This window comes from Pasteurella sp. P03HT (assembly GCF_054052285.1).
In genome coordinates this window covers 20218-33331 of record NZ_JBSIUM010000004.1, presented here as the reverse complement: position 1 = coordinate 33331, position 13114 = coordinate 20218, and the positions used below count along the sequence as shown (strand labels likewise).

Annotated in this window: 13 protein-coding genes and 1 CRISPR repeat array; of the genes, 11 read left to right on the top strand and 2 right to left on the bottom strand. The window is 36.1% G+C overall.

Annotated features, from left to right (window positions below):
• The 10 genes from cas6 to sfsA all read left to right on the top strand — a co-directional run bounded on the left by cas6 (position 1) and on the right by sfsA (position 8058).
• Positions 1-921, top strand: a complete 921-nt coding sequence (gene cas6, locus ACWIT3_RS04445; RefSeq protein WP_457161599.1) for a CRISPR system precrRNA processing endoribonuclease RAMP protein Cas6 — start codon at positions 1-3, stop codon at positions 919-921.
• Positions 922-976: 55 nt separating this feature from the next.
• A complete protein-coding gene (gene csx16, locus ACWIT3_RS04440) occupies positions 977-1267 on the top strand; it encodes a CRISPR-associated protein Csx16 (protein WP_457161598.1) in 291 nt (96 codons plus the stop codon).
• 9 nt (positions 1268-1276) lie between these two features.
• Complete coding sequence (locus tag ACWIT3_RS04435; RefSeq protein ID WP_457161597.1) at positions 1277-2452, top strand: Card1-like endonuclease domain-containing protein; 1176 nt, start codon at positions 1277-1279, stop codon at positions 2450-2452.
• Positions 2452-3609, top strand: coding sequence for a CRISPR-associated ring nuclease Csm6 (gene csm6, locus ACWIT3_RS04430; protein ID WP_457161596.1), 1158 nt, complete (start codon positions 2452-2454; stop codon positions 3607-3609). Before ACWIT3_RS04435 ends, csm6 begins: the two co-directional genes overlap by 1 nt.
• Before the next feature lie 238 nt (positions 3610-3847).
• A complete protein-coding gene (locus ACWIT3_RS04425; protein WP_457161595.1) occupies positions 3848-3979 on the top strand; it encodes a hypothetical protein in 132 nt (43 codons plus the stop codon).
• A gap of 110 nt (positions 3980-4089) precedes the next feature.
• Positions 4090-4221, top strand: coding sequence for a hypothetical protein (locus ACWIT3_RS04420; protein WP_457161594.1), 132 nt, complete (start codon positions 4090-4092; stop codon positions 4219-4221).
• A 274-nt stretch (positions 4222-4495) separates the two neighbouring features.
• Positions 4496-5401: a CRISPR direct-repeat array (repeat unit 37 nt; unit sequence GTCAAAAGACATTGCCCTGTTCCAAAGGGATTGAGAC).
• A gap of 95 nt (positions 5402-5496) precedes the next feature.
• Positions 5497-5778, top strand: coding sequence for a CRISPR-associated endonuclease Cas2 (gene cas2 / locus ACWIT3_RS04415; protein WP_457161593.1), 282 nt, complete (start codon positions 5497-5499; stop codon positions 5776-5778).
• Between the two features lie 18 nt (positions 5779-5796).
• Entirely contained in the window at positions 5797-6867 is a 1071-nt protein-coding gene (gene cas1 / locus ACWIT3_RS04410) for a CRISPR-associated endonuclease Cas1 (RefSeq protein ID WP_457161592.1), read from the top strand.
• Positions 6868-6875: 8 nt separating this feature from the next.
• On the top strand, positions 6876-7175 hold the full coding sequence (gene cas2, locus ACWIT3_RS04405) for a CRISPR-associated endonuclease Cas2 (protein WP_457161591.1): 300 nt from the start codon (positions 6876-6878) through the stop codon (positions 7173-7175).
• Positions 7176-7326: 151 nt separating this feature from the next.
• A complete protein-coding gene (gene sfsA, locus ACWIT3_RS04400; protein WP_457161590.1) occupies positions 7327-8058 on the top strand; it encodes a DNA/RNA nuclease SfsA in 732 nt (243 codons plus the stop codon).
• Positions 8059-8297: 239 nt separating this feature from the next.
• Here sfsA and ACWIT3_RS04395 read toward each other — a convergent pair whose 3' ends face one another.
• Together ACWIT3_RS04395 and ACWIT3_RS04390 are read right to left on the bottom strand one after the other, a co-directional pair.
• Positions 8298-8855 carry a hypothetical protein gene (locus tag ACWIT3_RS04395; protein ID WP_457161589.1) on the bottom strand — a complete coding sequence of 186 codons (558 nt, stop codon included), beginning with the start codon at positions 8853-8855 and terminating at the stop codon, positions 8298-8300.
• 3 nt (positions 8856-8858) lie between these two features.
• Positions 8859-11639, bottom strand: coding sequence for a TonB-dependent receptor domain-containing protein (locus tag ACWIT3_RS04390; protein ID WP_457161588.1), 2781 nt, complete (start codon positions 11637-11639; stop codon positions 8859-8861).
• A gap of 264 nt (positions 11640-11903) precedes the next feature.
• On the opposite strand from ACWIT3_RS04390, the gene tyrS reads away from it, so the two are divergent.
• On the top strand, positions 11904-13091 hold the full coding sequence (tyrS, locus tag ACWIT3_RS04385; RefSeq protein WP_457161587.1) for a tyrosine--tRNA ligase: 1188 nt from the start codon (positions 11904-11906) through the stop codon (positions 13089-13091).
• The last annotated feature ends 23 nt before the right edge of the window (positions 13092-13114 follow it).

Below are 13114 nucleotides of genomic sequence, written 5' to 3'. Positions count from 1 at the left end.
ATGGATGTTATTTCTTTCCCAATTGCTCGCTATCAATTTCATTTTCAGGTAACACAGCCGATTGCGTTGCCTGAATATGCTGGCTCAACTATTCGTGGGGTGTTTGGACGTGCCTTGCGTAAAATCAGCTGTATGACAAAGCTGGCAGATTGTAAAAGTTGCCCGCTTTATCGAACTTGCCCTTATACTAATATTTTTGAAACACCTGCACCAGAATCTCATAACATACAAAAATTCAGCCAAATTCCTAACGGATACATCATTGAACCTCCAGAATGGGGTGAAAAAATTTACCCAATAGGGACAATATTGAAATTTGAGTTAGTGTTATTTGGGCAGCTGATTCAACAGCTTCCATTGATTTCTTTTGCCTTCAAACGTGCCTTTGAATTTAATATTGCTGGAGGCCAAGCAGAATTAGTAGATATTCATCACTACTCACAAAATAGGCGCAGTTATTCGATTTTTGAAAAAAATAAAATCGAGGATCATCAAGCAGAGATCATTTTGTTAGAACAATATCCAACGTCTATTCAATTAGATATTCAAACACCGCTTCGTTTGCAAAAAAACGGTAAAGCGTTGTCTACAACAAAGATTAGCTTAGAGCGTTTCTTAAAAACCTTATTAAAACGCATTGCATTATTAAGTGAATTTCATCATCAACCTTTAGATATAGATTTTGAGCAATTAATATCTCAAATTGAGAATATTCAAGATGAGAAAACTCTCACGTGGAAAGACTGGACACGCTACTCTTCTCGCCAGCAACAAACGATGAAATTAGGAGGCGTCGTGGGACAATGGAATTTGCACAATGTTCCGCCAGAATGGGCGAAATTGCTCTATATAGGACAATGGCTACATTGTGGTAAAAATGCGACTTTTGGGTTAGGTAAATACCAAATTGCAAATTTGTAAAACTGCACTTTATATTCAAGAAGACGATATATTACGTTTTTAAGTGAGGTATTCAGTGACAATATGGTTTATTTCAAGACATCAAGGATCAATTGACTGGATTAAACAGCAAAATATTCAGATTGATCGTTTTGAAAACCATTTAGATGTAAACAAGATTCAATCGGGTGATATTGTGATTGGTACATTGCCTGTTCATCTTGCTGCACAAGTGTGTGAAAAAGGTACTAAATTTTATTTTTTATCGCTTAATGTTACTGCTGAGCAACGTGGTACAGAATTAACTGTTCAACAGCTAAATGAACAAGGTTGCTCACTTCAACCTTTTTTTATTCAAAAATTATAAGGATTTTTTATGCAAAAATATGATGTTCATGTTTGTCTAATTTCAGGTCAAGCAGCCCCTAACTTATTACCCATTTTAGACACTCAATTTAAGCCGAAAAAAGCTGTCTTTATTGTCTCTGAAATGATGAAAGACAAAGCACAATACCTTACGAAAACTTTTGAGAAAAAGGGAATTAAAGTTACTCAATTAAAATTAGAAGATGAATTTGATTTTAGTCAAATGGAAAATCAACTAATTGAATTAGTTAGCCAATATGAAAATGAAAATATTGCACTGAATGTCACTGGTGGAACAAAGTTAATGGCGATTTCAGCACAGCAAGTTTTTTCAATGTCTAGTAAACCGATTTTCTATTTAGATACAGATAAAAATCGCATTATCTTTATTTCTAAAACTGACAATAATGAAATTATTCCAATTCAAGAGCTAAATGTTAAAAATGAACTAGATCTCTATTTCTCAGCTTACGGATTTAAGCTTATTACTAAAAATACAACAATCAAAGAAAAGCTTTCTGACCGTTCAGAAAAATTTATTAGGTTATATGATGATTATAAAAATGATATTCCACTGCTAAATAAATATGCTTCATTATCAGAACGAAGTGGATTCAAAATCGAACTCGAAAACCAAGATACAAAAAATAAATCATTCATAAATTTACTATTAGATTTGTCTGATGAGGGTATTATTAAATATGACGAAGATATCTTTAAAATTGATTTCAAGAATAGAGCAAATAGAGAGTTCTTAAATGGTATTTGGCTTGAAGAGTATACTTATCAAACAATTAAGGACTTAAAAAATATTGATGATATCGCTTTTAGTGTTGATGTAGGAAACCATAAATATCAACTCGACAAGAATGAATACAGTAATGAAAATAAAGGTAATAAAAATGAGTTTGATGTTGCTTTTATTGCTAAAAATAAATTACATATTATTGAATGTAAAACACAAAAGTTAGAGAAAAATAATGGTATAAAAGCAGAAGATATCCTATATAAATTGGAAACATTAAAAGATTATGGAGGTTTGCTCACAAAGAAATGTTTAGTAAGTTATTGCCCAATTCCAGATGCCGTAAAAAACCGAGCCAAAGAATTAAAGATTAAAATTATTCAAGGCAAAGACTTACAACGTTTAAAAAGTAAAATTCAAGAATGGATAGGGGAAAAATAATGCAAGATTACAGTAAAAAAATCCTCCTTTCTGTAACAGGGATGTCCCCAGCAGTAGTTACAGAAACACTTTATGCACTGGTTACAGAAAAAAACTTTATTCCAACAGAAATTCAAGTGATAACCACCATACAAGGTAAAAATAAATTACTTGAAGCTCTGCTAGGAATTGTCGGTGGACGCAAAGAAAAAATAGGTGCTATAGAAGAGTTTATTGCCGATTATGGTGCTAAATATAACTTTGAGCATATTCACTTTGATGAAAGTTGCGTTACTGTGATTGCAGATCAGCAGGGGGAAAAACTACCAGATATTCGTACACCTGAAGAAAATGAGCTTGCTTCGAATCAAATTGTTAAGTTAGTAGGGGAATTATGCCAAAACGAAGATTCTGCAATTCATGTTTCCATCGCTGGCGGTCGTAAAACAATGGGTTTTTTCCTTGGATACGCTCTTTCACTTTATGGACGTAAACAAGATAGTCTTTCTCATGTACTGGTCTCATCTGAATTTGAGAATGTTCGAGACTTCTACTACCCAAAACCTTATAAACACTTTATCAATGATGTAAATGGTCGCGGATTAGATGCATCACAAGGCAAGGTAATGTTAGCTGAAATTCCTTGGGTACGTTTAGGATTAGGAATTCCTGATGCCTTACTAAATAATCAAATTTCATATAGCCAGTCGGTGAGTAATGCTCAACAAATCCTTGAGATACCAACGATCACTTTCGTTGGTAAAATGTCTGAGCGACAAGTTAAATTAGGTAAAAATCTGATTAAGCTAGCTCCAAGAGGATATGCACTCCTACTTTCTTTGGTGATCGCAAAAGAACAACAATGGAAATTTGACTATAACAAAGAAGAAAAAAGAATCATTTCTCTTTACTTGACAGTCTATGAAGTTCTCAAAGGGAACGACTTAAGTATGCAAAAGCGTTTGACTGGTAAAAATTATGAGTTAGAAGATCTCAAAAAAGTCTTATCTGAATCAGCATCTGATATTAACGATAAGGTACGCAAAGCTTTTTCACTAGGTAAATCAGTCAAAGTTCCTTATATTCCCTCAGCTAAAAATGCCTGTTATGAGCTAATGGTTGAGCTAGCTGATATTGATTGCTCTGATATTCAGAGTGAATTAGAACTTCTAATCTAATTTTATAGAAACACAAAGTTCTTTCCTTTCTATACTCTACAAATATGAGGCGTATACAATACGCCTCTCACTTATTTTAATTTTATATATAGCAATACAAATTTATATTTTCTCCTTTTTTTCTACAATCCCTTATTATTTCCTCATATTGTAAAGATTAACTTTAATGAAATAAGAACTACAAATTTACATTTTCAGTTTTACTTATCATTAAAATGCAATTAACAGGAGAAAAGATATGTTCGATTCAATTAAAGAGGTATTACTAGAAACTGTAAAAGAAAACGCTACTGGTGTGCTTCTCACTGCTGTGAGCATTGCTGCGATGTTACTTATTGCTGAAAGCGCAAAATCCCCCTCGGAGAGATAAACTTCCGCACAATATCAAATTGTGTGCTGCAAATTTGTAATTTCAACATCGGCTAAAAATAATCGCTAAATTACACCACCATATTGAACACTAACAAAAAGGAGAAAAATATGTTCGATTCAATTAAAGAGATATTAGTAGGAGCTGTAAAAGAAAACGCTACTGGGGTGCTTCTCGCTGTTGTGGCCATTGCTACGATGTTACTTATTACTGAAAGTGCAAAATCCTCCATTGAGGGATAAACCTATGCACAATATCGAACCAAGTGATGTAAATGAAAATGTATCAACAATAATTACCCACAAAAGCCAGACATATGGAAAGTGAGTTTTTAGTGACATATCAGTTAGATTTTAACAATTATTTTCTATATAATATGAAGAGTTTTTTTTAACAGTAGGAAATAAGTTTTGTATATTTTATTTACAATTAAAGACCCAACCTTGTTAACATTACAAAAAATTGGGAACGCTATTGCTAATATATTGATAAATAATACAAAACATCTATCCTGCAGTCAAAAGACATTGCCCTGTTCCAAAGGGATTGAGACTGAACCAACCCGATTATACTCGAAATCTGTGTTTAGGTCAAAAGACATTGCCCTGTTCCAAAGGGATTGAGACTAAAAAATTTAATCTTATCTTTTTTTAAAGAATAAGTCAAAAGACATTGCCCTGTTCCAAAGGGATTGAGACTGTTACTCATCATAAGTAAGCCCTTGTTTGTGTAAAAGTCAAAAGACATTGCCCTGTTCCAAAGGGATTGAGACTCTAATGTTAATTTAAAGTAGCTTGAGGTTATTTTGTCAAAAGACATTGCCCTGTTCCAAAGGGATTGAGACATCACCATTACAGCTTGAGGTGTAATTTCGACTTTTGTCAAAAGACATTGCCCTGTTCCAAAGGGATTGAGACTCTTCACAAATCAGGTAAGTTCTCTCGAACTCTTTTTGTCAAAAGACATTGCCCTGTTCCAAAGGGATTGAGACAACTCTTGGTTAGCGGTGTGTACTTCTTTAATTACGTCAAAAGACATTGCCCTGTTCCAAAGGGATTGAGACAGATTGAGGGTGTTCTATATAGTCATTGTATGTATGTCAAAAGACATTGCCCTGTTCCAAAGGGATTGAGACACATCAGCGATTCATTACCCATGTCGAGTAGCAGTCAAAAGACATTGCCCTGTTCCAAAGGGATTGAGACTCAAGAAGGGTCCTTTCCTTGACCTACACTTGTTGTCAAAAGACATTGCCCTGTTCCAAAGGGATTGAGACCGAAATCGCCGTTGTATACTTCAGCCAAGTATTGAGTCAAAAGACATTGCCCTGTTCCAAAGGGATTGAGACAATTCAATTTTCCCATCACTTTCTGAATCAAAAATAGGTCAAAAGACATTGCCCTGTTCCAAAGGGATAAAATGGTTACTGATACAAATAAAAATACATATTTGTAAAAAGACTATTTTTTCTATCTCTCATCTAAAATCAGCTTATCATTTACATATATATCAATAAAATGACAATTCGAGAACGTTATTTAATTGCTTACGATATTTCTAATCAGCGTCGCTTAAGTAAAGTACACAAAAAAGTAGAAGCATTTTCTATTGGTGGGCAAAAATCTTTTTATGAATGTTGGTTTACTAAAAACGAATTAACCGTTTTTAAATCTGATATCAAAGAAATTATTGATATTACCGAAGATCGTGTTTTTATCTTTCAGATAAACCCACAGACTGAGCCAATGCTGTTTGGAAAAGCGAAACTTCAATCAATATCTCCCTTTTTAATTATTTAATAATAGTGAGGGTAAATTATGTCTAGTCTATATATCGACCGAAAAGGTGTAGAGTTAAAACTTAGTGGTGAAGCGCTTATTTTTTATGAAAATGAGGAAAGAATAGGCACTATTCCATTAACACCTATCGAGCGAATTTACCTCAAAGGCGATGTAAAATTACAAGCCTCACTTCTCGCTAAACTCGGTGAGAAAAATATTGGTATTATTTGTTTATCGGGACGTAAAAATACGCCAACACTTTTTATGTCTCAGCCTCATAATGATGCGGCAAGACGAGTGGCACAATACGCATTGTCCCAAAATGAAGCATTTTGCCTACAATTTGCGAAAAAAATTGTTTTACTCAAATTGTTAACACAGAAAAATTGGTTATGGCAGGCAAGTAATAAACGATTAGATAAAAAATGCTTACTCGTTCCAAAAGCTCAAGAATTAGATGAGCTTATCAAAAAAATTAATGAGCAAACCAACTTACCATCATTAAGAGGAATAGAAGGGCGAGGTGCTTCTGTTTATTTCACAGCGCTTAGTTTATATCTTCCAGCAGGATTACGATTTGAAGGCAGAAATAGAAGACCTCCGAGAGATCCTTTCAATGCTGTATTATCACTTACTTATACCCTTCTTCATTCTGAAGCTGTGCTGGCGACTTATGGTGCTGGTCTCGATCCTTACATTGGCTTTTTTCATGCATTAGACTTTAGCCGAGAATCCTTAGCTTGTGACTTGATTGAACCGCTTCGACCCTTAGTTGATAATTGGTTGCTTGGCTGTTTTAGACAAGAGATTTTGCGTGAAGAATATTTTTCAACCACGCAAGAAGGCTGTTATTTAGGTAAAACTGGGCGAATTAATTTTTATAAAGAATATGAAAAAATCATCAATAACTGGAGAAAAATGTTAACAGATGCCTGCTATGACTTAAGTAACATTTTAAAACAAAGTTATATTGAGCCTTCACCTCAAAGAAGAAACGGCAATTACTTACAGCCCGCTATTCAAACTGAAAAAAATTGGCAAGTTTTACTTGATCAGTATTACTTTAACCAACGTAATATGTTGGGAGAAATTCCATTTAATTTCTAAGGATAACAATGCACCGCTATTTAGTTGGTTACGATATTTCTGATGAAAAGCGATTAACCAAAATTCATAAGGTGATGCTGAAATATGCTACACCAATACAATATAGTGTTTTCTTATTTGAAGGAAAACTTGCGTTATTGGAAGAATGTATTAGAGACGTTTTTGCAATAATGAACAAAAAAGAAGACGATCTACGAATATATCCGATACCTAACCGAGGTAATCAATGGATTATTGGCAAAACATCACTTCCTGAAGGCATAATTTGGACTGCATTGCCTCATTATTTATTATCCACATCAGCATAAATGCAGAAACGACGCATTTCGATAACTTTCCCTCTCTTCTTAAAAGAAACAAAAGTGCGGTGTTTTTTTCACACATCTTTACTTGCCAAACACAAGAAAATTCCTCAAGATAACGCCACTTTTCTCAAATGATTTATAGGTATTTTCTATTATGCAACTTCCTGCACTTCAATCTGCGACATTGATTCGCCGTTACAAACGTTTTCTCGCTGATGTTCAATTGGATAATGGCGAGGTGTTAACTATTCATTGTGCTAATACAGGGGCGATGACGGGCTGCGGCGAGGCGGGAGATACAGTGTGGTATTCCCACTCTGATAGCCAAACCCGTAAATACCCACATTCTTGGGAGTTAACGCAGCTAAAAAACGGCAAAATGGTGTGTATTAATACTCACCGCTCCAATCAGTTAACTTTCGAAGCATTGCAAAATAAACAGATTAAAGAATTGGCTATGTATGACCAAATTCTGCCTGAAGTGAAATATGGTGAAGAAAATAGCCGCATTGACTTTTTATTGAAAGCGGAAGGCTTACCTGATTGTTATGTTGAAGTGAAATCGGTCACTTTAGTGAAAAACACCATTGGAATGTTCCCTGACGCCGTTACAACACGTGGGCAAAAGCATTTGCGTGAATTAATGGCAATGAAAAAACAAGGGCATCGTGCTGTGGTCTTTTTTGCGGGCTTACACAATGGATTTGATTGCTTTAAGGTTGCAGAATATATCGACCCAGAATATGACAAATTGTTGCGCGATGCCATTCGTAAAGGCATTGAAGTCTATGCTTATGCGGGGGAATTCACCTTTTCTAATGAAAAACCGACCGCACTTTCACTGACAAATTTAGTGCCTTATATTGCTGATAAAAAATTGTTCTAATTATTGAGAATAATTTTCATTAAAATCTATTGACTTTATTTTTGAGAACAATTATCATTTAACCATTCAAACAACAATAGATAATCACTCCAACATTTGAACGCCTCCTCCCCCACAAAGAGGCGTTTTTTTTATGCCAAATTTTCGTCAGAACCACCGCACTTTTTCCTCTTATTTAAAAACAAAGGCAAACTGTGATTGCACAATTTGCCTTTTTAGCAATGACCAACTTCGTTTAATTAGAACGTTGCGGTTAAGCCTAATTTAATCGTTCTACCTGGCGCTGGCATAGAAGATTTAGTCATTGGATCAAGATAATAACGATCCGTCAAGTTAGTCGCAGAAAGTGACACGAGTAAATTCGGATTAATTCGATAATTCACATAAGCATCCACTAAGAAAACTGGCTGCCAGCGGGGGTTATTATTGGTGTTGGCAAACCAACCCGCGTCACGCAATGATTTGTTTCGCGTTTCTTTCACATTGGTGTGATAAACCATTCGCGTGCCTAACTCCAATTTGCGACCCAATAAACGCAGACCTAAATTCGAGGTGATCGAATATTTCGGTAAAATAGTATTTTTTAAATAACCGTTTGCATTACCGCCGTTTACACATTCTGGAAGCGTTTCAAGTTTATTATTTTGAATATATCCACCGTCAGTAATTGCCGAACCTTTATCACAGAATTTATTTCGAATGTTGTAGCTAATGCCTAAATCGCCAAAGAAATTGCCTTGATCGTAACGCGCTTGTAACTCAACACCTTCTAAAATACGTTTATCAAACTGTTTCATTTCTTAAGTTTCATCACGATCAAAAATATTATATGTGGTGTTACGATACCAATTTAAGCGAAAATCTGCACGTTCTAGACTCGGGAAAAATCCACGTAAATCGTGCACATAACCGACTTCAATATTTTTACTGTGTTCAGGTTTACGTTGATAGAACGGCGTTAAAATATCAATTGAATAACCGATTGTATCTTCAAAAATACTTGGCATTCGTTTGGTTTCATCATAACGGGCATAAAGACGTGCATTTGGGCTTAAAAACACTGTTGCACCAAAAGAAGGAGCCCAAGCGTGCGCTTTACGCTCGGCGTTTTTCATTTGCTCCCATTGCGCTGCTGTCAATGGAATACGTTCAGGCTGTGTGGTATCTCCCATATTAACTTCGTATCGATACACTTCTTCACCTGTCAGCGGATGTTTCATTTTTTCTGTTAACATTTGTTTAGTAATACGCCCATCATTGAGCGGAAATGTCTCTGGTGAAAAACGCCCATATTGATCACGCTCCCAATAAATGGTTGTCGCTTCACCTACCCAAGGATCTAAATCTTTTGCACCAACTTCTTCTTCCGTAGGTGCCACATAGCCATTATCTGCTAAATATTTTTCGTGAAAGGCATAAAATGCCTCAGTATCTTTTATAAAAAGCTCGTCGTTAAAATCGCCATTTGGCAGTACATATTTTGGATCGTCCATATGAAGATTTGGATCTTTATCACCATAAAGCTCACTAAATTTATTACGTAATGCGGCCCCTAAATCTTCTTTTTTATTGTAATTGGTATAGTTTTTCATTTGTTCTGGGGTAAAACTGCCGTATGGCTTATAGATACGATAACTTAGTGGTATTCTTCCCGCATAAATGCGATCGTCTGGCGCTAAATTGCGGATTTTTTCCTGCAACCCAATATCTTTGGATTTGTAATGGGTATATTTCATCCCTGCAGTCAACATTAGCCAGTCTGTTGGTGTATATTCAAATTTAAAGCCTGCAGTAAATTCGTTCCGTTTTCCTTTTCGATCGCCTGATTTGGCATCATTATCAGAACGACAGATATTCTCAGTGCCAGCCCCATATTTAGAAGAATCTAAACAAATAAGCTCTGATGCTTCCCAACTTTGACGCGTCATATTGTATTTATCCCATAACGCATACACGTTGGTACTGTCTAAGGTTTCACGACGGTAATTTGCCATTACATCTAAAGTTAATTTCGGATGTAACGCAAAACGGTTGCTGAAAGTCACGCCAAAATGATTATCGCGCGCAAATTGCACCTGTGAAGGTTGGGTATTTAATAGTCCATCAAAATTTGGTGTTGCCTTCCCACTATTAAGATACTCACGAGCCATTTTGTTCACTTCTTCTAATAAAAGCCGTTGGTAATGTGCACGTTTATCCAGTGGTAAGCTGTGCAATACTTGCTCTAGGTTGTCAATACCTTCACGTTCCCCGACAATACTAAACACATCAGAACGCATATAACCCCATTCTTTGTCATAAAATAAGATATCACCAGGCGAACCACCTGATGTATTGGTTTCAGTGCGATTCCATACCGACCAAAAGCCGATTTTTAAATCAATCCATTTATTGTTTTCAGGGTTATAAGCAAAATCTACACTTGCGGTGGTTTGCTTCACATTGGCTAAAGGCCATTCTCGCACCGCACCGTCATCACGGGTAAGTACAGTACCTAAGCGAGAAGGCATAATGTCACCATAATCAATTTTAGAGTGGCGAATATTCGCACTGACACTTGCGGCGTCTGTTAATTTAGCTTTGCCTTTGAGTAACCAAGATTTACTGTGATAAGAGGTATTTGGCACTTCTTTGCCTGGGTGATAAATTTTGGCAATTAACGGAATATAAGGATCATCGGAATTCATCTCGTTAAAATTAGGCGGCTCTGTTAAATCTTCACCATATTTATTGCCACCTTTTTTACCTGAAAAATAATTTCCTTTGGTGCGATATGCATAAGCAGCTAAAGCTTCATAGCCTTCCTCTTTGACTGCCACAGCTAAACGTGCTGCATTATCATTGAAAAATTTATTTCGACTTTGTGAACGGGCTAAAATCTGCTCATTATTTTTGAAGAAAACCGCATATTCGCCCAATTCTGCACTGCCATCTGGGGCTGCAATACGGTAATCTTGCCCAATTGCACTACCTTGATAAGGACGTGCCTTAATAGAGTTATTGGCAGTTTCAGTTTTCAACTCAATGCCCCATTTTTTCCCAGGCTTCACAATATCATCTGCATTCAAGGTTTTCATACGTACTGTACCGCCCGCCCCTGTGCGTAAAGTACGGTCTAAATTTGGACCTTTTTCCACATCCACTTCACTGATTAAAAAAGGATCGAGGTAATTTCGGTTATTGACACCAGAATAGCCACGCCAAATAGTAATCGCTTGCTCGGTGTCATCAACTAACACGGGAATACGCCCTTGCCCCCAAGTGCTACGAATAATCGGGTCAATCGCCCCTCCGTTACGAGCATCACCACTATAGACCCCAGTCACACCACTAATTAAATCTGCCACAGAATGATTATGAAAGGTTTCAATTTCTTTCTTACTTTTATATTCAGTCACTTGATCTTTTAGGAAAACGTTATCTTTACCTGCGATTGCTTTATTTTGAGAAGTCCCCTCTACAACGATCGTCTCTAAATTAGTTGCAGCATAAGATTGAGGAATACTCAATAAAAACAGAAGTAACGTAGTAGCAAGGCTTTTTCCCTTAAAATACAGACTATTATGATTTCTTTTTTTCATAAAATGCTCTCCATAAAATTAAATTACAAATGATAATAGTTATTAATTTTATTGATGATCATTTTTTATGCAATCTAGTAATTTCATTTTTGTGAAGAAAGACACAAATTTTGCTTATCTTTTGTAAGCGTTACCAAAATTGAGTGACTTAATGTTAAGTAAATCGGCAAATATTAATCGTGGATAAAGCCCTGTCTGGTCTTTTCATTTATTGAATAATCACTATAATGTAGAGTTTTATATTGAATAACACAGGATAAAATCATGACGGATATCAATACAGTCCTCGCCGAGCTGAAACGTGGTGTAGATGAAGTGCTTTCAGAAGCGGATTTAATCGAAAAACTAAAAGAAAACCGCCCTTTACGCGTCAAATTAGGTGCTGACCCTACTGCTCCTGATATTCACTTAGGTCACACTGTTGTATTAAATAAATTACGTCAATTCCAGCAATTCGGTCACGAAGTAATCTTCTTAATCGGTGACTTCACGGGTATGGTTGGCGATCCGTCAGGTAAAAACAGCACTCGCCCACCGCTTAGCCGTGAAGATGTTCTACGCAATGCGGAAACTTATAAACAACAAATTTATAAAATTTTAGATCCTCAAAAAACACGTATTGTATTTAACTCAAGCTGGTTAGGTGAATTAGGGACGGAAGGCATGATTCGTTTAACCTCTAACTATACCGTTGCCCGTATGTTAGAGCGTGATGATTTCAAAAAACGCTTTGGTAACAATCAACCTATCGCCATTCACGAATTTATTTACCCATTATTACAAGGTTATGACTCTGTTGCATTAGAAGCGGATATTGAGCTTGGCGGTACAGACCAAAAATTCAACTTACTTGTCGGTCGTGAATTACAAAAATCAGCAGGTCAAAAACCACAAGTGGCTATCACCTTACCATTATTAGTGGGCTTAGACGGTGAGAAAAAAATGTCGAAATCACTTGGAAACTATATTGGTGTAACTGAAGCTCCAAGCGAAATGTTTGGTAAAGTGATGTCGATTTCGGATGATTTAATGTGGGATTGGTACAACTTACTTTCATTCCGTCCATTAATGGAAATTGCACAATTAAAACAAGAAGTAGAAAACGGCCGTAACCCACGTGATGTGAAAGTATTACTTGCGAAAGAAATTATCGCGCGTTTCCATTCAGATGCAGATGCAGAAGCCGCAGAACAAGAGTTTATCAATCGTTTCCAAAAAGGTGCAATTCCAGATGACATGCCAGAGTTTACTTTCGAAGGCGAAATGGGATTAGCAAACTTACTAAAAGAAGCAGGCTTAGTTGCATCCACCTCTGAAGCAAACCGTATGGTTCAACAAGGTGGTGTGAAAATCGACGGTGAGAAAGTTGAAGATACGAAATTAACGATTTCAGCGGGCACTGCTGTTTATCAGGTTGGGAAACGCAAATTTGCACGCGTAACGGTGAAGTAAGCAAAACCTTTCGCAAAATTCAC

Coding starts and splice junctions, on each gene's coding strand:
- cas6 (WP_457161599.1), top strand. CDS start 1: ATGGATGTTATTTCTTTCCCAATTGCTCGCTATCAATTTCATTTTCAG.
- ACWIT3_RS04435 (WP_457161597.1), top strand. CDS start 1,277: ATGCAAAAATATGATGTTCATGTTTGTCTAATTTCAGGTCAAGCAGCC.
- csm6 (WP_457161596.1), top strand. CDS start 2,452: ATGCAAGATTACAGTAAAAAAATCCTCCTTTCTGTAACAGGGATGTCC.
- ACWIT3_RS04425 (WP_457161595.1), top strand. CDS start 3,848: ATGTTCGATTCAATTAAAGAGGTATTACTAGAAACTGTAAAAGAAAAC.
- ACWIT3_RS04420 (WP_457161594.1), top strand. CDS start 4,090: ATGTTCGATTCAATTAAAGAGATATTAGTAGGAGCTGTAAAAGAAAAC.
- cas2 (WP_457161593.1), top strand. CDS start 5,497: ATGACAATTCGAGAACGTTATTTAATTGCTTACGATATTTCTAATCAG.
- cas1 (WP_457161592.1), top strand. CDS start 5,797: ATGTCTAGTCTATATATCGACCGAAAAGGTGTAGAGTTAAAACTTAGT.
- cas2 (WP_457161591.1), top strand. CDS start 6,876: ATGCACCGCTATTTAGTTGGTTACGATATTTCTGATGAAAAGCGATTA.
- sfsA (WP_457161590.1), top strand. CDS start 7,327: ATGCAACTTCCTGCACTTCAATCTGCGACATTGATTCGCCGTTACAAA.
- ACWIT3_RS04395 (WP_457161589.1), bottom strand. CDS start 8,855: ATGAAACAGTTTGATAAACGTATTTTAGAAGGTGTTGAGTTACAAGCG.
- ACWIT3_RS04390 (WP_457161588.1), bottom strand. CDS start 11,639: ATGAAAAAAAGAAATCATAATAGTCTGTATTTTAAGGGAAAAAGCCTT.
- tyrS (WP_457161587.1), top strand. CDS start 11,904: ATGACGGATATCAATACAGTCCTCGCCGAGCTGAAACGTGGTGTAGAT.